This is a genomic window from Rothia mucilaginosa (assembly GCF_049990865.1).
Taxonomy (GTDB): Bacteria; Actinomycetota; Actinomycetes; order Actinomycetales; family Micrococcaceae; genus Rothia; species Rothia mucilaginosa_I.
The window spans coordinates 1,054,718-1,076,083 of record NZ_CP188231.1 but is presented as its reverse complement, the minus strand read 5'-3'; the positions used below and the strand labels follow the sequence as shown (position 1 = coordinate 1,076,083).

Sequence of the window (21,366 nt, the reverse complement as noted above, 5' to 3'; positions counted from 1 at the left end):
TTCTGTGCACCCGCACGGCGCACCATCTGAAGGGGTCGCTCACCCCGCATCCACGGCGGACCGCCGCCACAGCCCGCAATCTATCGGCACATCAGGAGAGTTCACGTGCTTCTCTACAAAACCACCCAGAAAGCAGTCACCGGAATCCTGCGCACCGTCTTCCGCGCCCGCGTGACCGGACTCGAAAACTTCCCCGCTACCGGCCCGGTGATTGTCGCCTCCAACCACCTGTCCTTCCTGGACTCCATCATTATTTCCGCCATGATGCCGCGCCGCGTGGCGTTCCTCGCCAAGGCTGAGTACGTGAACACCCCCGGCCCGCGCGGCAAGATGATGAAGGCATTCTTCGAAGCCGTGGACATCATTCCCGTGAACCGCTCCGACCGTTCCGAATCGCTCAAGGCGCTCGACATTGCCCTGGAGAAACTGCAGGAGGGTAAGGTCTTCGGCATTTACCCCGAGGGCACCCGCTCCCGCGACGGCTACCTGTACCGCGGCAAGATTGGTGTGGCGTGGCTGGCGCACATGACCGGCGCGCCCGTGGTTCCGGTCGGTCTGATTGGTACCGACCGCCTGCAGAAGCCTGGTTCGAACATGATTTACCCGCGCCGCTTCACGATTCGTGTGGGTAAGCCGCTCTACTTTGAGAAAACCGGCGAGAAGATGACCGGCAAGCAGCGCCGCGTTACCACCGACGCGATCATGGGTGAGATTGCTCAGCTGTCCGGCCAGGCGCGAAAGCACGAATACAACGTTTCGCCCTCAGCCGCACGTGACGCAGGCTAGGGCACGCGCCGCCTGTACCGCGTAGACTTAAACCGCGCATTCACGCACCGACCCCCGCACTTTGGGGGAGATGGGTGTAGGATGCGCGGTTTGTCGTATGCGCGAGCCCGAGATGACCCCGGCGGTCTCGCGAGCCCCACCACAGAGAACCGCTGCGAGAACCGTCGTAAAGCCCAGTAGAGCGAGGAGAAAGTACCCATGGCAGAGCCTTCCAGCTACCGCCCCGCCCCCGGCGAAATCCCCACCGACCCGGGCGTTTACCGTTTCCGCGATGCCGATGGCCGCGTCATCTACGTGGGTAAGGCGAAGAACCTGCGTAACCGCCTCAACAGCTATTTTGCGTCCCCGCAGACGCTGAGCCCGAAGACCTATGCGATGGTGCATACGGCGGCGAGTGTGGAGTGGACCGTGGTGGCGAGCGAGATGGAATCGCTGCAGCTCGAATACACCTGGATTAAGGAGTTTTCGCCGCGGTTCAACATTGCCTTCCGTGACGATAAGTCGTACCCGTACCTGGCGATTACGGTCAGCGATGTGTACCCGCGCGCGATGGTGACTCGCGGTGAGCGCCGTAAGGGCGTGCGCTATTTTGGCCCGTATTCGCAGGCGTGGGCGATTCGTGAAACCCTAGATGCGCTGCTGCGCGTGTTCCCGGTGCGCACCTGCACGAATGGCGTGTTTAACCGCGCGAAGAATAGTGGCCGACCGTGCTTGCTCGGTTATATCGATAAGTGTGCGGCGCCGTGCGTGGGCAAGATTAGCGCGGAGGAGCATCGCGAGTTGGCGCGCGGGCTGACCCGGTTCATGGCGGGTGGTGCTGAGAAGCATATCGCCCAGTTGACCGCGGAAATGAAAGCCGCCGCGGCTGATATGGATTTTGAGCGCGCCGCTATTCTTCGCGACGATATTGCCGCGCTGACTAAAGCGTTTGAGCGTAATGCCGTGGTGCTCGGCGCGACCGTGGATGCCGACCTGTTCGCCTACGCTGAGGATGACCTGGAGGCGTCCGTTCAGGTGTTCTTTGTGCGCGGCGGCAGAATCCGCGGCCAGCGCGGCTGGATCGTGGAGAAAGTCAACGACAGCACCGACGCGCAGCTCATTGAGCAGCTGATCGCGCAGGTGTACAGCGATATTGCGGCGAGCCTCGCCTCCCAGAAGGACGCCGAGAAGAGCCTGAATAGCTACGATATTCCGCGCTCCGTGCTGGTGCCGGTGGAGTCTGAGAATAAGGAGCAGCTTGCGTCCTGGCTGGCGGAGGTGCGCGGTGGCCCCGTGGAGATTAGCGTCCCGCAGCGCGGCGACAAGGCAGAACTCATGAAGACGGTTGCCGAGAATGCGCGCCAGTCGCTGACCTTGCACAAGAGCCGCCGTGCCGGTGACTTGACCACTCGCAGCGCCTCCCTCGTGGAGCTGCAGGAGGCGCTCGAACTGCCCGACCCGCTGCTGCGCATCGAGTGCTACGACATTTCGCATGTGCAGGGCACGAACGTGGTCGCATCCATGGTGGTCTTTGAGGACGGCATGCCCGCGAAGAACGCCTACCGCACCTACAGTATTACCGGCGACGCCGCGCGCGACGATACCGCCAGCATGTACGACGTCATTACCCGCCGCTTCAAGAGGCACCTGGCGCAGCAGGCGGAACGCGAAGCCGCGCCCGTGCACTCCGGCGAGATTGACGCCTCCACGCCCGAGCCGGCGAAGTTCGCCTACCCGCCGAACCTGGTGCTCGTGGACGGCGGCCCGCCTCAGGTGGCTGCCGCATCCGCCGCGCTGAGCGACCTGGGCATTACGGATGTGTACGTTGCCGGCATCGCTAAGCGCCTGGAGGAACTGTGGCTGCCTGACGACGACTACCCGGTCGTGTTGCCGCGCACCTCGCAGGCGCTGTACCTGGTGCAGCGCATCCGCGACGAGGCGCACCGTTTCGCGATTACCTTCCACCGTTCTAAGCGCGGTAAGGCGATGGTCGCCTCCGCCCTGGACGAGGTGCCCGGTCTGGGCGAGGTGAAGCGTGCCGCGCTGATTAAGCACTTCGGGTCGGTGGCTCAGATTAAGCAGGCGAGCGCCGAGGAGCTGACGGCGGTGCCGGGTATTGGTCCGGCGTTGGCTCAGAAGATTCTGGCGGCGCTGACCTAAGCAGTGCTGATCTATGCGTCCGGTGGTGCCGCATGAAAGCCCGCCCGGGGTGTGAACGCAGCGCCCCGCCTCGTAATAGCGCTTAACAAACGTGTCATAATTGAAGGAAACCGTCATCATTACGAGCGCGCTATCTTCGCGCGCCCTCAACCAGTAGAGTGGAAACCGTGAGTAATAACCATCTGCGCCTATTCACCAGCGAGTCGGTGACTGAAGGCCACCCCGATAAGATTTGTGACCAGATTTCTGACGCCATCCTTGACGGCATCATTGCCCAGGATCCCGCAGCGAACGTTGCTGTGGAGACCATGGTAACCACCGGTCAGGTGCATGTTGCTGGTGAGGTGACCACCTCCAGCTACGTCGAAATCCCCTCCATCGTGCGCGAGACCATTCTGGGTATCGGCTACGATTCCTCGACCCGCGGCTTCGACGGCGAGTTCTGCGGCGTGTCCGTGTCCATTGGCGAGCAGTCCCCGGACATTAACGCCGGCGTGTACGAGTCCCTCGAGGTTCGTCAGGGCATCGCTGCTGACGAGTACGACCGCCAGGGTGCGGGCGACCAGGGCATCATGTTCGGTTACGCATCCAACGAGACGAACGTGCTGATGCCCGCCCCGATTTGGCTGGCGCACCGCCTCTCTGAGCGTCTGACCAAGGTCCGTAAGGACGGCCTGCTGACCGAGCTGCGCCCCGACGGCAAGACTCAGGTGACCCTCGGCTACGATTCGAACAACGTCCCCGTCTCCGTGGACACCGTGGTTGTTTCGAGCCAGCACACCGCAAGCTACGACCTGGCTGACCTGCGTGCAGACATTGAGAAGCACGTGATTGCACCGGTTCTGGGTAGCGTCGATCTGGATTCTTCCAACGCTAAGTTCATTGTGAACCCCGCTGGCCGCTTCGTTCAGGGTGGCCCCGTGGGTGACGCGGGCCTGACCGGCCGCAAGATTATTGTGGACACCTACGGCGGTTCGGCTCGTCACGGTGGTGGCGCGTTCTCCGGTAAGGATCCGTCGAAGGTGGACCGTTCCGCAGCGTACGCAATGCGTTGGGTTGCGAAGAACATTGTGGGTGCCGGTCTTGCCGACCGCGCCGAGGTTCAGGTTGCGTACGCTATCGGCCAGGCAGCGCCGGTCGGTCTGTACGTTGAAACCTTCGGCACCGAGAAGGTCGACCCGATCAAGATTGAGAAGGCTGTGCGTGAGGTCTTCGACCTGCGCCCGCTGGCAATCATTAACGAACTGGATCTGCGCCGCCCGATCTACAAGAAGACCGCAGCTCACGGCCACTTCGGTCGTACCGAGCCGGAATTCACCTGGGAGCGCCTGAACCGCGTGGATGCACTGCGTTCGGCAGTGTCCTCCTCCTAATATCTGTCAGGGTAGAGGAGCACGCTGATTCGGGTGACTCAGAGCAGTTCTGAATCGAACTCTTCGGCACCGTTGGGTGCCCAGCAGGAATCCCTGCAACAGCTTGACCTGTTGCAGGGATTTCCTGCTCTTCGTGATGCCCTGATTCCGGCTGCCCCGGAGCCGGTGAATGTTGCCGCTGAGCTGGAGGCGAGCGGCGTGCCGAACCCTGTGGCGCGTGTGCGCGTGGATAGCACCCTGCCGCAGGTGGACCGCACGTTTGATTACCGCGTGCCCGCCGAGCTGAGTGAGGATGCGGTGCCCGGCGCCCGCGTGCGCGTGCTGTTCAACGGCCACGAGCTGACCGGTTACATTGAGGAACGCGCCGCCACGACCGATTGGACGCGTACCTCGTTGCTGCCGCTCAAGTCGGTGCTGTCGCGTGTGCCGGCTGTTGCGCCTGAAATTTTTGCGCTCGCGGAGGCGCTTGCCGACCGTTACGCCTCCACGGTGGCGAACGTGCTGCGCCTGGCGGTGCCGCCGCGCATTGCCGCGCTGGATAAGAAGTACGCGCCCCTTCTACCGGGTTACGAGTCGGCGTATTTGGGCGATTCTGCCCCGGTAAGCACTTCCGATGCTCCCGAGAGCGCGGCTTCCGAGAGCGCGGAATCTGAGCCTTCTGCCGCCTCCGCCACCTTCAGTGCCGCTGTCTCCAGCGCTACCGACCCGTACGCTTGGCTTGCCACCCCCGGCGCGCCCGCACCCTTTGTGCTGGACCCGCCGGCACTGAACCCGGACGCCCCGGATGCCGCCTCCGTCTTCTCCGATTACGAGAACGGTGCGGAGTTCATTGAGGATGTTGCCGCCGGTGCCGCGACCCGCGCCGTGATGACGGTTCTTCCCGGCCACCTGGAGCACACGTGGGCGGATGTTGTGGCGACCGCACTCGCGACGGCTGCAACAAGTGGTCGCGGCGCTATTGCGGTGGTTCCGACCGCTAAGAACCTGGATCTTCTGGAGGCGGCGCTCGCCGAGCGTCTGCCCGCTGATTCGTTTGTGCGTTTGAGTTCTGATTCGACTCCGCATACGCGCTATCACGGGTTTGTGAAGGCGCGTTTGGGCCGGGTTCCGGTGGTGATTGGTACCCGCGCGGCAGCTTACGCGCCGGTGGCGAACCTGGGCCTGGTGGTGTGCTGGGATGACGGCGATTCTTCGCTGGTGGAGCGGCGCGCCCCGTATTGTCATGCCCGTGACGTGTTGCTTCTGCGTGCTTCTGCTGAGAATACTGCGGCGCTGTTTGTCGGGTTCAGCATGAGTAGTGAGGCGGCGCGTCTGGTGCGTACCCGCTGGGCGTCTCATGTGCGTGCGCCGCGTGCGCTGGTGCGTGATTATTCGCCGCGTATTTTTTCGACGGGTTCGGAGTTTGAGTTGGCGCGTGACCCGTTGGCGGCGATGGCGCGTATTCCTCACCTGGCGTTTGAGCATGCTCGTCGGGCGTTGGCGCGTGGCCCGGTGCTGGTGCAGGTGGCGCGTAGCGGTTATATTCCGTCGTTTTCGTGTGAGCGTTGCCGCATGCCGGCGCGTTGTGGCGAGTGTAGCGGACCGTTGTCGGTGGCTTCGGGTTCGTCGGTTCCGTCATGTTCGTGGTGCGGTCACCTGGCGCAGCAGTGGCGTTGTTCTGAGTGTGGTTTTACGCATTGGCGTTATTCGGCGGCGGGTGCGACTCGTACTGCTGAGGAGCTGGGTCGTGCGTTCCCGAATGTTCCGGTGATTTCTTCGGCGGGTGACCACGTGCGGGCGTCGGTTGGTCCTGAGCCTGCGCTGGTGGTGGCGACTCCGGGTGCTGAGCCGGTGGCTTTTGGCGGCTATGCGGCGGCGCTTTTGTTGGATGCCGATAAGATGCTTCGTTTTGATTCGTTGCGTGCTCCGGAGGCGGCGTTACGTCGCTGGTTGAATGCGGCGGCGTTGGTTCGTCCGGCGGCTCTTGAGGGTACGGTGGTGACGACTGCTTCGCCGTCGCCGGTGGAGCAGGCGCTGGTGCGTTGGGATCCGGCGTGGTTTGCTCGTCAGGAGCTGGAGGAGCGCGCTCAGACGGGTCTGCCTCCGGCGGTTCGTACGGCTGCGGTGACTGGCGCGGAGGCAGATGTTCGCGCCTTCATGGAAGAGTTCTTGGGCTCTTCTGCGCTACCGGAGCGCGTGCGTGAGCAGTTGCGTATTGTGGGTCCGGTTCCTCTGGATCAGGGGTATTTTGCCTGGTCGGAGTCTCTTGTTGAGGATTCTGAGGAGGCGCCGGTTCAGGGCGATTGGCGTACCCTGCTGTTCTTCTCGTACGGCATTGCCCAGCAGGTGACCCGCGAGTTGCGTGCTACGCGTGCAACGATTGCGGCGTTGAAGAAGAACGTGGGGGAGCGACCGGTTCAGATTCGTTGTGACGGTCTGGACGTGCTGTAATTTTCTAGTCGTGCTGTAGTGTTTTGGTGAGGGGGCGGTTTTGCCCCTGAACGCGGTGCTGACGGCGTGGGTTGTGTCTGTGGGGTCAGCGCAGAGGCGAGGAGGTGAGAGGCATGTCTAAGGTGCCTCATCTGCTGAAGGGTAGCGCGTTGCCTGACGGTGAGCAGCGGCGGCTGGCTGAGTATGCTTCTGCGCATCCGAAGAGCGCCCTGCACCGTAAGGGTAAGCACCATGATGCGGCGGTGCTGCTGATTCACGGCATCGGCTACCAGAATCACGGCGAGACGCTCGCGTATTTTGGCAAGCCGGTGGCGCATAGCGTGCAGACTTTGTTGGCGCTGAATACGGGTGCGGATTCTGTAGCCCTTTCCTCTGGCGCCCCCCTCCGAAGAGCCCCCCGAGGCGGAGGCTTCTGCGCGGGTTTGTGTTGAGCTGATTCCTGACGGCGATACCCTCCCGTCTGCCGCTGAGGTGAACCCGTTGAGCCACCATAGCGAGCTGACGTATTCGTTGACGATTGAGCGCACGGAATACCCCGCCGACCCGGTCGAGGAAAGCCCGGAGGTTGAGGAGAACCCCGTTCAGGAAGAAACCGCCTCGTCTTCTGCGGCTGAGGGACAGAATCTTCTGGAGCGCACTCTGGACTCTGCGCGTAAGTACCGCCTGCGTAAGTGGGCTGTATTGCGCCCCGCGTTTGATGTGAGCGTGCTGGGTCTTCCGGTGTTTGAGGATGCCCCAGCGGAGGAGCTACCCGCGCCGGAGGGTACCGGTTTTGCTCTCTCTAGTTTTGAGCTGCCCAAGGTGGAGCTGCCCAAGGTGGAGCTGCCCAAGGTGGAACTTCCAAAGGTCGAACTACCCAAGGTTGACCTGTCTAAAGTGGAGCTCCCTAAGATTGATCTGCCCAAAATTGAGCTTCCCAAGGTAGAGCTCCCGAACATCGAACTACCCAATATTGAGCTGCCCAATCTTGAATTTCCGCGCCTGCCTCAGCCGAAGCCGCGCCCGGTGCGCACGGTCACTCGCCGTAGCCTCCTCTTTCAGGAGGGCTTCTGGCGACCCAGACATTACCGCCCGTTGAAGGAACATTTGCCCTGGTTGGCGTCGGTTTTGCCGCTGTTTTTGATGTTCTGCTTCTACTATGAGCGCCCCGGCGTGACCTGGCGTGAACGCGCCGGGCACCTATTGCGTTCTATGGCGCGGTTCATGAACGTGGCGCTGTGGCTGGTGCTGGCGGCGATGACTGTGATGACCTTCCGTGATGCTTTTGTGGCGTCCCTGGGCACTGCGCAGGGTGCGTTTACGGCTCTTGCAGCGGTGCTCGGTCTGGGTATTGTGGGCTGGGTTTTGGCTCGTCGTGCCCGTGAGCTGTGGGCGCTGGTGAAGGCTATTCCTACGCAGCTGATTCAGACGGCGACCAGCCCGGATTCACGCGATTTGGAACGTATTTATGCGCGTCTGGATCGTCAGCTGGATGATTTGAGTTCCCGTAGCGATGCGGTGGGTATTATTGCCCATTCGCAGGGTGGCTACCTGAGCTATGAGCTGCTGCGTCGCCGTGCGGCGGCGGGTAAGAAGCCGATTCGTTTCTTCTACGGCCTGGGTAGTGGCGTGGTTCCGATTAGCATTATCGCTAGTGACCGCAACGACATCCCGGAGTCTTTGGATGCCGCGGGCGGCTACCGTAACCGCGCCATGCTGCTGTGGGTGAGCGTGATCGCGGCGTTCTCGTGGCTGGTGGAGGCGTCCCTGCTGGCAAGCCCGTACCGTTTGCTGCTGCATCATGCGATGCTGGTGCCGCTGGCGTTGAGTGTGGTACCCCTGGTCGCGAGCGTGCCGGGTACTTTGAAGGGGCGGGCGCGTATCGGCCGCAAGAGTGCTCGGGAAAGCGCCTCCGCAAAAACCTCCGCAACTACCTCGGTAAACACCCCGGAAGATGTGCGCCTGGTCAACCCGTACGGCACGCGAGCCTACGTGAAGTGGTTGATTCCGCTGCTCTTCGTGCACGGCGTTTTCATGCTGTACGCGGTGTTCATGCTACTGCTGGCTCAGCTGCGTGTTGAGGGCGCTGTCCCTGAGCTGACCGCCGCCTCCGTGGCGTTTTGGGGCGCGCTGATTCTGGCGCTCATGATGTCGGTGCGTAGCGCCTGCCACCTGTATGTGCGCGCCTACGCGCCGATGCTGCAGGAGCTTGATGTGGCTGACCGGTGCGAGATTTCCGCTCGTGGTGACAGTATCGGCAGGTCGAATATTACTCAGCCCGCCGGTGTGGATGTCAGCTTTGTGACCCTGCCGGGCCCGTCGGTGAATAGTCACATGCAGTATTTTGATGCGTGTTCGCCGGTGCCGTTGATGCTTTCGCACCGCCTGGTGCCGCACATGATGCCGGCGGGCGAGCAGGCGCAGAAGGCGGCGGCTTTCACCGATATTGGTACGGAACTGAACCACGGTTTTGCGCGCGTGAAGAAGCTGATGCGCACCATGCATTACGGGCTGTATGCGGTGCTTCTGCTGATGCTGTCGGTGCTACTGAATGTGGCGTCGCCGGTGAGCCTGTCCGCGTTGACGGGGCTTGATACGTCGCGCCTGCATTCGGAGGGCATCGATCGTTTGGTGGCGGATGCTCAGCAGTTGCGTGAGCAGGCGGGTTCTTCGGATCTGCTGCTGTGGGTTCTGATCGGCATTTTTGTGGTGGAGGCGCTGCTGATGTTGGTGCTCTCGCCGTGGACTCAGCGGCGTTTGCAGCGTGCGTTCATGATGCGCAAGGTGGACCGCACCGGTCAGCTGGGCGAGTTCAATCCTCTGCCGATGGTGACGGCTCTTCTGGGCCTTGATGGTGACGAGGACGATGAGGATGAAGTCATGGCGAGCGCAGGGGAGAAGGGCACATCTCAAACTTATGCATCCCAGGCCAGCGCGGCACAGGCGAACGGGGTGTAGATTAGCCTCGCTCGGTGTGGGCACACATCCGCCATTTTATGCACCTTTGTGCATCTAGTGGCTGATGGTAGCTCTAGGTGCCCCTAATTAGCGTAGTCTCCGTATCCACGGTAATATACTTCAGCACTGCGGATACTATTTCGGCACTTGTCGAGGTGGTGTTGGCAGTATCTATCACTCAACTTCGCGCATGCCTCACAACCGTGCGCACCAACGAAAGATGAATACTGGTGACTCAGACTATGATCACCCCCGCATACGAACCTGCATGCGGTGGGTCTGCTTCTGTACACAATTACGGCGTCATGCACCCGGACCCCGTGTTGCTTTCCGACATGACCAGCGCAGAACGAGGAGCTGTTTACCGCTACTTGGCGCGCTTCGCTGAGCTGGATGACGCAAAGATTTTCTACGCGTACGGTCACGCCTATGAGCTGGCTCGTAAGGATGCCGAGCGCGGCCTCTACGCAACTATGGCGTAGCCCGCATCGTTAGCTTTTAGAAATGCTGCTGCACTCTTGGTGAGTGCGGCAGCATTTCTGCTTTTCGGGCTGGCTTTCGGGGTAGCTTTTAGGCAGGTTTTAGCTTGGTTGGGAACTCGGGGGCATACGCCGCTGTGATGCCCCTGATTTCTTCCTGACAACCGGGGACGCGTCCACTATCGGGGCGTTCCCCGATGGTTCTTGAACATTGATTGGCTCTTGGGTAGTTTAGAGGTATCACGACCACTACTGCGAAGAGACTTCCTGTGATCTCCGTAGGTTCTTTTCGCGGTGTTACCTCCGGCAGTGCCTGCATTGTTGCGGCGCTCCACTCAGAAACGCCCCAAGGAAAGGTACTCACCGATGAGTTTCACCAATATTGCCTATGATTACGAGCCGGAATTTGGCGAATCGGCACCGAGCCGCGATAACGGCATTACTCACCCGGATCCTGTGTTGCTGTCCTCGATGACGAAGGCCCAGCGTGGCGCGGTGTGCCGCTACCTGGCTCGTTTTGCTGAGCTGGATGACGCGAAGATTTTCTACGCGTACGGTCACGCGGATGAGCTGGCTGCGAAGGAAGCAGCCCGCGGAGCTTACGTATAAGGATTTCTGCTCCGGTGTGATGCGGTGAGACTGCACCTTCCGGATGCGCCCTCAGGGTGCCCGAGCTCTGCGAGGGCGGGTTCCCTGCGTCGGCGCGGAGGAAGTGTGTAGCGAACCGCCGCTGCACATCGTTTGCTGTACGCCGCATACGCCACCCGGCGCGCACGAATTGAATATGAGAATGCCGCCGCACCCTCCCGAGTTTCGGGGGAGTGCGGCGGCATTTCTTTGCCCAACGCAGGCTTTAGAGCCCGCGCACGACCTCCAGCAGCTTGAGCGCCGAGTCGCGCCAGGAGTAGCGGCGCACATCCGACAGGCCGTCAATAATCACGCGCTCGCGAACGGCGGTGTCCTCCAGGGAACGGATAGCCTTCACCCAGTCGGCGGCGTGCGCCTCCGGAGCACCGTCAACCGGCGCGAACACGGCGTGCGGGGCAATCTCACGGAAAATCGGGATGTCACTAATCACCGCGGGGCAACCGGCAGCCTGCGCCTCAACCACGGGCAGGCCGTAACCCTCCTCGCGGGAGGCAGTCACCAGGGCGTGCGCCTGGCGGAGCAGCTGCTGGTACTCCTCATCGCTCACGCCGTTGTGCACCTCCACGTTCTCACCGATGAGGCGTTCGTCGGTGAGCTGCACCAGACGCTGTGGCGGCATCTTCGACAGCAGGTGCAGGCGGTAATCCGGCAGGGAACGCATCGCCAGCAGTAGGGTTTCAACGTTCTTGTACGGCATGAACGAACCCATGTACACCAGGTGCTTGACGGGCTGCTCTTCACGGGTGGTGGCGCGTTCCAGTGCGGTCTGGCGGGAGACGACACTGCCGGGCTGCGGGGCGTTGGGCACCACGAACAGCGGCTTGGTGGTCAGCTCGTGCTCACGAATCAGCGAGGCGGTCGACTCAGAAACCGTCACGACCGCGTCGCCGTGATTGAGCAGGATGCGCTGCGGGGTGTAGGTCTTGTGGAAGAGTCGCCAGCCCACGCGTACCGGTGCGGGCAGGAACCCGGGCGGGGTCGGGTGCGAGTAGTAAATCAAATCGTGCAGGGTGAGGATCAGCTTGAACTTGCGTCCGGTGGAGCCGATGGTCTGCATGGGGGAGAACACCACGTCCGGCGCGTACTTGTTCAGCTGCAGCGAGGCGGTCGGTTCGAGCGGGCCGGTGGGCGAGCAGATTTTCACGTGCGGCAAATCCGGCAGCATGTCCAGCTGACGCTCGTCGCTAATGATCATGGTCAGGTCGAGGTCGGTGGCGGCTTCGTCACCGGTGTCGATGAGGGTTTTGAGCGCGCCCAGTAGGGATGCGGTGTAGCGGCTGATGCCGTCGTGGAAGCCGATACGGGTGTATCGGGCGTCAACCATGAGTTTCATGTTGGTTCCTTACTTCTCGTTCCCTGAGTGGTCGGTGGCGAAATCGGCGATGAGTTCCGCGGCCAGGTGCGGGGTTTCGTAGTGGATGAGGTGCCCGACTTCGGGGATCATGTCCAGGCGCTCGCGGGCACCGGTCGAAGTAGCGGGCAGGTCGCGGGAGGTCAGCGTCGCGTACATGGCGCGCGCTGTTTCGGGGGTGCCCAGGTCGTCGTCTTCGGCGACGAGCATCTGCACCGGAACCCGGATTGCGGCGGCGTATTCGGCGGCGGTGTGCGTAATGGACGCTTCGTAGGCGCTGAGCACTCCGCGGCGGGAGCCGAAGGAGCCGAAGTAGGCGGCGTGCTGGCCATTGATGAAGCGGCGCATTGCCTTGTCTTTGGTGCGCATCATGACTTCGCTGGAGGCGCGGGTAATCAGCTGCGAGCGCAGTAGCGGGTAGCCGATTTTTTCGGGTAGTGCCGCGCCGGCACGGTAATAGAGGGAGGCGAGGCGGGAGGCGACGCGCTGGCTACCTTCGAGGGCGGGTTCGCTGATGGGGTTGATGAGCGAGAGCAGCGCGAGCGAGTTCGGGTGTGCGGCGGCGAAGGCGCTGGTGACGATGGAGCCGAAGGAGTGGCCGACCACGTGCAGCGGCAGGGGCTGTGCATCCTCGCGGGCGGGGTTAGTGTGCTTCACAAAGTTGTTCAGCCACGCCACGTACGCGTTGATATTGTCTTCGCCCTGAGTGTCTGCGCTCTGGGTATTTTCGGGCAGGTCTGCGGAGCGGCCAAAACCGGGCAGGTCGGGGCTGATGATGCTGACGTTCGGGATGAGCTTCAGTAGGTAGTTCGCGATGATTTCCAGGCCGTGGTGGTCGCCGCGGAATCCGTGCACGAGCAGCACGGGGTAGGAGCCTTCGGGGAAGGTGCCGTCGTTCATGCCTTTGCCGTACTGCCAGTAGCGGGTCATGACTGCCTGCGCACCGTCACCGATGAGGGCGTCGTGGCGGGTGCCGGGAATGAGCGGGCCGGGCACACCCTCAAGAACTGAGGTGTTGGGGGAGTCCGGGGTAACGGTGGAGGTCATGGGTACCTTTCGCGGGTTGGGTACTGGGACGGCGAAGTCCCGTTCTTAATTCTAGGGGAGAAGCCTGAAAGGGCTCTGAAACTTGCGCCCCGCATCGTCAGCTGGGCGGGTGGTCGGGCGGGCGGTGCCGTCCATTTGGTAGTCGGTGCGGCCTCAACTCTGGCGCGGTGCGGGTTTCGCGTTACACTTGGAGGGTTAAGTTTTTATCAACCTGTCTTTATTTAAGGAATCGCTGTGTCTGCTCAGGTAGAGACCGAACGCAACGAAAATGCGTACGACTTCCGCGCTATGGAAGCCAAGTGGCGCCCCTACTGGGACGAAACGAAGGTTTTCCAGCCCACCGGTGACGCCCCCAAGGGCCGCAAGTATGTGCTGGATATGTTCCCGTACCCCTCCGGCGACCTTCACATGGGTCACGCGGAGGCATTCGCTATTGGTGACATGAACGCCCGCTACTTCAAGCAGTGCGGCTACGATGTTCTGCACCCGATTGGCTGGGACTCCTTCGGCCTGCCCGCTGAGAACGCAGCCATTAAGAACGACACTCACCCCAAGGAGTGGACGTACAAGAACATTGAGACTCAGGCTGAGTCCTTCAAGCGTTACGCTATTGCCGCTGACTGGAGCCGCCGCCTGCACACCTCGGACCCCGAGTACTACAAGTGGACTCAGTGGCTGTTCGAGCAGTTCTACAAGAAGGGCCTGGCGTACCGTAAGGACTCCATGGTCAACTGGTGCCCCAAGGACCAGACCGTGCTCGCGAACGAGCAGGTTGTGAACGGTGCGTGTGAGCGTTGCGGTACTACCGTGACTAAGAAGTCGCTGAACCAGTGGTACTTCAAGATCACTGATTACGCACAGCAGCTGCTGGACGACATGGAGCAGCTGGAAGGCAAGTGGCCCGACCGTGTTCTGCTCATGCAGCGCAACTGGATTGGCCGCTCTGAGGGTGCTGAGGTGCGCTTCGAGATTGAGGCGACCGAGGACCAGCCCGCTGAGTCCTTCACCGTGTTCACCACCCGCCCGGACACCCTGTACGGCGCAACCTTCATCGTGGTTGCTGCGGATGCGGCGTTCGCCGAGCAGATCGTGGCGCCCGAGCACAAGGCTGCCCTGGAGCAGTACCGCGAAGACATTAAGGCACTGAGCGATATTGACCGCCAGTCCTCCGACCGCGAGAAGACCGGCGTGTTCACCGGCCGCTACGCGATCAACCCGCTGACCGGCGCGAAGCTGCCCGTCTGGGCTTCTGACTACGTGCTCGCCGACTACGGTACCGGCGCGATTATGGCTGTGCCCGCGCACGACCAGCGCGACCTCGAGTTCGCCCTGAAGTTCGACCTGCCCATCGTGAAGGTTCTGGACGTTGAGGGTGCTGAGGACCCGGCTACCAGCGGTATTGCTGCGGCTGGTGACGGCGTGCTCATCAACTCCGGTGAGCTGACCGGCCTGCCGAAGGCTGAGGCGATCGCTAAGGCTGTTGAGCTGGTTGAGGCTGCTGGCACCGGTGAGGGTAAGGTTATTTACCGTCTGCGTGACTGGCTGCTGTCCCGCCAGCGTTTCTGGGGTACCCCCATCCCCGTGATTCACTGTGAGGATTGTGGCGAGGTTCTGGTTCCTGAGGATCAGCTGCCGGTGCTGCTGCCCGATAACCTGCGCGGTGAGCAGCTGGCTCCTAAGGGCCAGTCGCCTCTTGCTGCTGCCGATGACTGGGCGATTGTGCCTTGCCCCGAGTGTGGCAAGCAGGCTCGCCGTGACTCGGACACCATGGACACCTTCGTGGACTCCTCCTGGTACTTCCTGCGCTACGTTTCCCCGAACTTCGATGAGGGCCCCTTCGACCCGCAGGCTATGAGCGAGTGGGGTGCCGTCGACATGTACGTTGGTGGTGTGGAGCACGCTATTCTGCACCTGCTGTACGCACGCTTCTTCACCAAGGTTGTTCGTGACCTGGGCCTGATTAAGCACGATGAGCCGTTCAAGGCGCTCATGAACCAGGGTCAGGTGCTCAACGGTGGTAAGGCGATGTCCAAGTCGCTGGGTAACGGCGTGAACCTGGGCGAGCAGCTCGACAAGTTCGGTGTGGACGCTATCCGCACCACCATGATTTTCGCGTCCCCGCCCGAGGATGACGTGGACTGGGCGGATGTTTCCCCGTCCGGTTCGCAGAAGTTCTTGGCGCGCGCTTGGCGTGTGGCTCAGGACGTCACCAGCGAACCCGGTGTTGACGCAACCACCGGCGACCTGGAGCTGCAGAAGCTGATTGCTCGCACCGTGCACGAGGTTCAGGGCCTGCTGGATAACGGCAAGTTCAACGTGGTTGTTGCGAAGACCATGGAGCTTGTGAATGCTACTCGTAAGGCTATTGATTCCGGTGCTGGTGCGGCTGATCCGGCTGTCCGTAAGGCTGCTGAGACTATCGCGATTCTGCTGTCTCTGTACGCACCCTACACCGCTGAGGACATGTGGCACGCTCTCGGCCACGACACCCCGGTTCTGACCGCGGGCTTCCCCGAGGTTGATCCGGCTCTGCTGGTGGATGACACCGTCACCGCTATCGTGCAGATTAAGGGCAAGGTCAAGGCTCGCCTGGAGGTTGCGAAGGATATTTCCGAGCAGGAGCTTCAGGAGCTGGCTCTGGCGGATGCCGCTGTTCAGCGTTCGATTGGTGACGCCGAGATCCGCAAGGTGATTGTTCGTGCGCCTAAGCTCGTGAACATCGTGATCTAAGCTTCTTAGAATCTAAATTTCTTAGAATCTAAGCTTCTTAGATAAAGTACAAGCCCCGCTGTGGCTTCGGTTCGTTCTGTGGAACGTACCGGAGGCGCGGCGGGGCTTTGCTGTACTGCAGTAGTGATGAGTGCCATAATGTTCAGGGAACGCTAGGAGAGGGTTCGTCATCGAATCATGCACTGACGAACCGGAAGAAGGGTCGGGATATGGAGCGAGAAAACAACGCAGAGAACCGCATTGCCGTGGTGACCGATAGCGCCGCCGCCCTCGACCCGCAGTTGGTGCAGCGTCTGAGCGCTCGCGGTAATTTTGTGCTGGTTCCGATGCCGGTGACTATTCGCACGCCCGGTGAGCCGGATCGTCAGCTGCAGGGTTTGACCGCCGCTGAGGTGGACGAGGCGATTATGCTCGCGCACGTGATGGGTCAGACGGTGAGCACTTCCGGGCCCGCGCCGGGCGTGTTTGCTGATGTGTATGACGATTTGGCGTCGCGAGGTTTTACGCATGTGGTGTCTGTGCATCTGTCCGGTGAGCTCTCGGGCACGGTGGAGGCGGCACGCACCGGTGCCCGCCTGAGCCGCCTGGGTTCCGAGGGCGTGAGCGTGGTGGATAGCCGTACGGTCGCGGGCGCCTACGGTCATGCGGTGGTGCGTGCCCTGGAGGTGCTAAACGCTGCATCCGCCGGCTCGAATGTTGAGTGTCCGACTGCTGACCATCCGACCCCCGCGCAGCTGGTGGACTACATTCAATCCATCTGCGAGCAGTCCACGCTCTACTTCTATATCCCGACCCTGGATGCGTTGCGCCGCGGCGGTCGTGTTTCCCCGGCGTTGGCGATGGTGGGGCAGATGTTCCAGATCAAGCCGATTGGCACAATCACCGAGGGCAAGCTGGCGTATGTGGAGCGTCCCCGCACTGCGGCGCGCGCCCTGGAGCGCCTGGTGGAGGTGACCGTGCAGACCTGCCGTGAGCATCAGCATGCGGCGGCTCTCACCTCTGCTTCAACGGGTTCTACTGCCGCCGACCCTGCTAATTCTTTGCTTGCTGCAACCCCGCGCGGTGAGGTGGTTGCGGTGCATCATGTGGGTAATGCGGCGCAGGCGGTGCAACTGTACGAGCAGGTTCAGCAGATGCTGGGGGAGAGCTCCCTCGTTCATGATGCTGCCGCTTCTTCGGCGCCGGAGTTTTTGGTGAGTGCGCTACCGCCGGTGCTATCGGCTCATTCGGGTTTGGGTGCTGTTGCGATAGTGGTGTACTAGCCGCCCCTGTTGCGACACGAGATACAATCACGACACGCGACACGAAAACTGTACGCCGGGAGCGCATTTAACCCGTTTTAAGGCTGTGGTGTGTCTTACGTTGGGCTCGTCTGTTTTCGCGTGAGAAATTGCACTGCATGCGGGCGCTAAGGGCGTCATTGAAACCCATTCGCAGGTGAAAGGGTATTTTTTACCCTCAGATTTTGCCTTGATACGGCGCGGTTTTTAATAAATGTGCGTTTCATGTGTGTTTATGTTGCCGTGACCGTATCGCAACATTTTCTAAGGGTGAACACAACGTAAAACAACAGAAAACAACGGGTTTTTACCGGTTTTTATGGCGCAACTCACAAAAATTTCTCGATAGAACACACCAAAACACACACAAACTAGGGTAGGATTATTACCAACAACGGCGGAACGCACCGGGCAACATAGAGCACGGACGAATCCGATAAACCAGAGCCTGCAAGGCATCGGATTTGTACACCGCCACCAACGCACTGACAAGGAGATACTCCAGTGACTGTACGCGTAGCAATCAACGGCTTCGGCCGCATCGGCCGCACCTTCTTCCGCGTGGCTCAGACCGAGGGCGTCGGCTTCGAGATCGTCGCAATCAACGACCTCACCGATGTTGAGACCCTGGCACACCTGCTCAAGTACGACTCCATCATGGGTCGCTTCAACGCAGAGGTCGAGGTCAAGGAAGGCGCACTGGTTGTTGACGGCAAGGAAATCAAGATCCTCGCTGAGCGCGACCCCCAGAACCTCCCCTGGAAGGACCTGGGCGTTGACGTAGTCCTCGAGTCCACCGGTTTCTTCACCGAAGGCAGCAAGGCAAAGGCACACCTCGAGGCTGGCGCTAAGAAGGTTATCCTCTCCGCTCCCGGTAAGAACATCGACGGCACCTTCGTCATGGGCGTGAACGACGACCAGTACGATGCGGCTAACCACCACATCGTCTCCAACGCATCCTGCACCACCAACTGCCTCGCTCCGATGGCTAAGGTTCTGAACGATGCATTCGGCATCAAGCAGGGTCTGATGACCACCATCCACGCATACACCGCTGACCAGCGTCTGCAGGATGCTCCCCACCGCGACCTGCGCCGTGCACGCGCAGCAGCTGTGAACATGGTCCCCACCTCCACCGGTGCAGCAGCAGCTGTTGGTCTGGTTCTGCCCGAGCTGAAGGGTAAGCTGGACGGCTTCGCAGTCCGCGTTCCCACCATCACCGGCTCCATCACCGACCTGACCTTCACCGCTGAGCGCGAGGTCACCGTTGAGGAAGTCAACGCAGCAGTCAAGGCCGCAGCTGAGGGCCCCCTGAAGGGCATCATCAAGTACAACGAGGATCCCATCGTGTCCAAGGACATCGAGGGTGAGCCCATCTCCACCGTCTTCGACGCACCGCTGACCAAGGTCATCGGCGACCAGGTGAAGGTTATCGCTTGGTACGACAACGAGTACGGCTACGTTGCACGCCTCGTGAAGTTCACCAACAAGGTTGTGGCTTCCCTCTAAGCCCCAATAGGCTTACGACGCTCACCGAGTGTAAGCGTCACCCCGCGTAACTAACGCATAGTGAACCCCGGCACCACCGCATTAAGCGGGGGAGTCGGGGTTTGCTGTACCAAGACCCTGTGTAAAGGGTCTTAATAAAACCCCAAAAAACGTATAAACATACTATTTTCCGTCGCCCTTTTTGGGTCAAAAGTACCGTAAGAAAATAGCTGATAGAGTGTGCGAATATCCGCGATATTCTGCGGAGAAACACCATATAAAAGCTATTTTTTAGGCTGTCAAACACCCTAGTATTCGGTATGATGGAAACGGTATATAAACCCACCTATCCAGGAGGAATTCCTATGGCTAAGGCACTGTCCGAACTGCTCGAAGAAGGCGTCGCAGGCCGCTACGTTCTCGTCCGTTCCGACCTGAACGTACCCCTGAAGGACGGCGTTGTCACCGACGACGGCCGCGTCCGCGCATCCCTGCCCGTCATTGAGAAGCTTGCCAAGGCTGGCGCACGTGTTATCGTGACCGCACACCTGGGCCGCCCCAAGGGCAAGGTCGACCCCCAGTACTCCATCGCACCGGCAGCTGCACGCTTGGCTGAGCTGGCATCCGTGCCCGTGAAGGTTGCAACCGACCTGGTAGGCGAGGACGCAAAGGCTAAGGCAGCAGCCCTGGCTGATGGCGAAGTTCTGGTCGTTGAGAACGTCCGCTACGACGCACGCGAGACCTCCAAGGACGACGCAGAGCGCGGCGAATTCGCTGACGAGCTGGTCGCACTGACCGGCGAGAACGGCGCATACGTGAACGACGCATTCGGTGCAGTTCACCGCAAGCACGCTTCCGTCTACGACGTTGCTAAGCGTCTGCCCGCATACCTGGGTGACCTGGTGAAGAAGGAAGTTGACGTTCTGGCTAAGACCCTGAACGACCCCGAGCGTCCCTTCGTTGTGGTCATGGGTGGCGCTAAGGTTTCCGATAAGCTCGCCGTGATTGACAACCTGATCGGTAAGGCTGACACCATCCTCATTGGTGGCGGCATGGGCTACACCTTCGCATACGCACAGGGCTACGAGGTTGGCCAGTCGCTGCTGGAGAAGGACCAGGTCGAGAACGTTCTGCGTTACCTGAAGGAAGCTCCCGAGAAGGGCACCGAGATCATCACCGCAGTGGATGTTGTCTGGGCTGACGCATTCTCCGCTGACGCTAACACCGAGATTCGCCCCATTGAGGATCTGACCGGCGGCAAGCTGGGCGCAGAGGCTGAGGGCCTGGATATTGGCCCCAAGACCGCTGAGATTTTCGCTGAGAAGATCAAGGGCGCAAAGACCATCTTCTGGAATGGCCCCGTTGGCGTGTTCGAGATTGCTCCCTTCGCTGAGGGTACCCGCGCGGTGGCACAGGCTATCGTCGACTCTGACGCATTCTCCATCATTGGTGGTGGCGACTCTGCTTCTGCAGTCCGTAACCTGGGCTTCAAGGATGAGCAGTTCGGCCACATCTCCACCGGTGGTGGCGCTTCCCTCGAGTACATTGAGGGTAAGACTCTGCCCGGCCTGGAGGCACTGGGCGCCTAATCTGGATGCACAGGTTTAGTACACGGTTTTAGTGTAAGGAACCCCCGTCGGGGCGGTATTTCGGTACCGTTCCGGCGGGGGTTTCTGCATGCCCGCTCATGCCCGGTTAGTTGTCCTTGCGGGTGTTTGCATACTGTTTCCTGGCTATATGCTGTGGATTCTGCAACGTACAGCTTGTATCGGGGACGCAGGGGACTAGCTCTAATAGACTGGAAATATAGAGGGCCCCGGCTGGCAATCTCAAGATTGCCGCGGGGAAGTGAAGTGGGGAGCGTACGCACCTCAACAGACAAGCAAATACAGACAAGCGAAGACGGACAAGCAAAGGCGGACGGGCGAAGACGCCCGGCTGTTGAGCCTAGCCGCCCGCGAGCAGCCCAGAACCGCCTCGGCAACTTGCGAACTTGGCAGCTCATGAACTCGATAGCTTGTGAATACGGAATCAGGGAGGAAAGAATGACCGTAAACGCTCAAACGCTTTTTGACGAAAAAGACTACACCGGAACATACCCGTATGTTGCCGACCACGTGATCGGGCCCTACACACCCGCAAACCGGGACCACCCCGCCTACTCGGCACCCGCACCGGGGGTGAGGTACACCCCGAGCCGTTACGAGGTGTCAAACCTGCGCCCCTACCTGGGCTACTACTACGCCTGCCAAAACTACATGATCCTCGCCTCGGAACCTGCCGTTCTGCGGATGGACAATATCAGCGAAGAAATGTTCTTCCCCGCCATTCAGGACCTCTACGAAGAGGGCAGGGGCTGGGTCATTACTCCTAATCCCCAGATTCTGACCATGAACCTGCTGGAGGGGCAGCCGCGCCTCATTGACGAGACGCTAAAAATTGTGGAATGGAATGTGCGGTTCGATATTCTTCCCGAAGTTCAGGTGTACCGCAAAGACACGAACCAGGTGTACCCCATCACCGATTTTGATATGCGCGGCCTGATCCGTGACGGCGCAATACACGGGACTCTACGCACACAATTTACGAATGAGTGGAGGCCCGTCCAATTCATTTCAGAAAATAGCTTGAGCTAGGGGAGGGGAGAGCAACATGACGAATAACTTTGGTGGCACCGG

At 60.7% G+C, this 21,366-nt stretch carries 15 protein-coding genes; 13 read left to right on the top strand and 2 right to left on the bottom strand.

Features of this window, described 5'->3' with window-relative positions; translation table 11 throughout:
* Positions 1-105 precede the first annotated feature (105 nt).
* From ACP3RB_RS04265 to ACP3RB_RS04230, 8 genes are all read left to right on the top strand, one after another.
* On the top strand, positions 106-786 hold the full coding sequence (locus tag ACP3RB_RS04265; protein ID WP_426699537.1) for a lysophospholipid acyltransferase family protein: 681 nt from the start codon (positions 106-108) through the stop codon (positions 784-786).
* A gap of 198 nt (positions 787-984) precedes the next feature.
* Positions 985-2,925: an excinuclease ABC subunit UvrC gene (gene uvrC, locus ACP3RB_RS04260; protein WP_426699536.1), complete on the top strand. Its 1,941-nt coding sequence runs from the start codon at positions 985-987 to the stop codon at positions 2,923-2,925.
* A gap of 167 nt (positions 2,926-3,092) precedes the next feature.
* Positions 3,093-4,298, top strand: coding sequence for a methionine adenosyltransferase (metK, locus tag ACP3RB_RS04255; protein ID WP_070690219.1), 1,206 nt, complete (start codon positions 3,093-3,095; stop codon positions 4,296-4,298).
* 33 nt (positions 4,299-4,331) lie between these two features.
* On the top strand, positions 4,332-6,728 hold the full coding sequence (locus ACP3RB_RS04250) for a primosomal protein N' (protein WP_426699535.1): 2,397 nt from the start codon (positions 4,332-4,334) through the stop codon (positions 6,726-6,728).
* A gap of 113 nt (positions 6,729-6,841) precedes the next feature.
* Positions 6,842-7,159, top strand: coding sequence for a hypothetical protein (locus ACP3RB_RS04245; RefSeq protein ID WP_426699534.1), 318 nt, complete (start codon positions 6,842-6,844; stop codon positions 7,157-7,159).
* 49 nt (positions 7,160-7,208) lie between these two features.
* The gene (locus ACP3RB_RS04240) at positions 7,209-9,665 is read left to right on the top strand and encodes an aconitase (protein WP_426699533.1); all 2,457 of its coding nucleotides are present in this window, start codon (positions 7,209-7,211) and stop codon (positions 9,663-9,665) included.
* Positions 9,666-9,895: 230 nt separating this feature from the next.
* On the top strand, positions 9,896-10,147 hold the full coding sequence (locus ACP3RB_RS04235) for a hypothetical protein (protein WP_044143859.1): 252 nt from the start codon (positions 9,896-9,898) through the stop codon (positions 10,145-10,147).
* A gap of 363 nt (positions 10,148-10,510) precedes the next feature.
* Complete coding sequence (locus ACP3RB_RS04230) at positions 10,511-10,753, top strand: DNA mismatch repair protein (protein ID WP_303967496.1); 243 nt, start codon at positions 10,511-10,513, stop codon at positions 10,751-10,753.
* A gap of 244 nt (positions 10,754-10,997) precedes the next feature.
* Here the strand turns inward: ACP3RB_RS04230 and ACP3RB_RS04225 are convergent, their stop codons facing one another.
* Together ACP3RB_RS04225 and ACP3RB_RS04220 are read right to left on the bottom strand one after the other, a co-directional pair.
* Positions 10,998-12,125, bottom strand: coding sequence for a glycosyltransferase family 4 protein (locus ACP3RB_RS04225; RefSeq protein ID WP_426699532.1), 1,128 nt, complete (start codon positions 12,123-12,125; stop codon positions 10,998-11,000).
* 9 nt (positions 12,126-12,134) lie between these two features.
* Entirely contained in the window at positions 12,135-13,190 is a 1,056-nt protein-coding gene (locus ACP3RB_RS04220) for an alpha/beta fold hydrolase (protein WP_426699531.1), read from the bottom strand.
* Positions 13,191-13,478: 288 nt separating this feature from the next.
* Here ACP3RB_RS04220 and leuS point away from each other — a divergent pair, with 288 nt between their 5' ends.
* The 5 genes from leuS (at position 13,479) to ACP3RB_RS04195 (ending at position 21,324) form a co-directional block, all read left to right on the top strand.
* Positions 13,479-15,920, top strand: coding sequence for a leucine--tRNA ligase (gene leuS / locus ACP3RB_RS04215; protein ID WP_426699565.1), 2,442 nt, complete (start codon positions 13,479-13,481; stop codon positions 15,918-15,920).
* Positions 15,921-16,129: 209 nt separating this feature from the next.
* Positions 16,130-17,182, top strand: a complete 1,053-nt coding sequence (locus ACP3RB_RS04210; protein WP_426699530.1) for a DegV family protein — start codon at positions 16,130-16,132, stop codon at positions 17,180-17,182.
* A gap of 522 nt (positions 17,183-17,704) precedes the next feature.
* Entirely contained in the window at positions 17,705-18,709 is a 1,005-nt protein-coding gene (gene gap, locus ACP3RB_RS04205; protein WP_315340994.1) for a type I glyceraldehyde-3-phosphate dehydrogenase, read from the top strand.
* A gap of 344 nt (positions 18,710-19,053) precedes the next feature.
* Positions 19,054-20,277 (top strand): phosphoglycerate kinase, encoded by a 1,224-nt coding sequence (locus ACP3RB_RS04200; RefSeq protein WP_426699529.1) that lies wholly within the window; start codon positions 19,054-19,056, stop codon positions 20,275-20,277.
* Between the two features lie 456 nt (positions 20,278-20,733).
* Complete coding sequence (locus ACP3RB_RS04195; RefSeq protein WP_426699528.1) at positions 20,734-21,324, top strand: DUF6318 family protein; 591 nt, start codon at positions 20,734-20,736, stop codon at positions 21,322-21,324.
* Positions 21,325-21,366: the final 42 nt, after the last annotated feature.

Excerpts from the sequence above, each read along its gene's own strand:
- uvrC (WP_426699536.1), top strand. The coding sequence starts at position 985 with ATGGCAGAGCCTTCCAGCTACCGCCCCGCCCCCGGCGAAATCCCCACC.
- ACP3RB_RS04245 (WP_426699534.1), top strand. The coding sequence starts at position 6,842 with ATGTCTAAGGTGCCTCATCTGCTGAAGGGTAGCGCGTTGCCTGACGGT.
- ACP3RB_RS04230 (WP_303967496.1), top strand. The coding sequence starts at position 10,511 with ATGAGTTTCACCAATATTGCCTATGATTACGAGCCGGAATTTGGCGAA.
- ACP3RB_RS04225 (WP_426699532.1), bottom strand. The coding sequence starts at position 12,125 with ATGAAACTCATGGTTGACGCCCGATACACCCGTATCGGCTTCCACGAC.
- ACP3RB_RS04220 (WP_426699531.1), bottom strand. The coding sequence starts at position 13,190 with ATGACCTCCACCGTTACCCCGGACTCCCCCAACACCTCAGTTCTTGAG.
- leuS (WP_426699565.1), top strand. The coding sequence starts at position 13,479 with ATGGAAGCCAAGTGGCGCCCCTACTGGGACGAAACGAAGGTTTTCCAG.
- ACP3RB_RS04210 (WP_426699530.1), top strand. The coding sequence starts at position 16,130 with ATGGAGCGAGAAAACAACGCAGAGAACCGCATTGCCGTGGTGACCGAT.
- ACP3RB_RS04200 (WP_426699529.1), top strand. The coding sequence starts at position 19,054 with ATGGCTAAGGCACTGTCCGAACTGCTCGAAGAAGGCGTCGCAGGCCGC.
- ACP3RB_RS04195 (WP_426699528.1), top strand. The coding sequence starts at position 20,734 with ATGACCGTAAACGCTCAAACGCTTTTTGACGAAAAAGACTACACCGGA.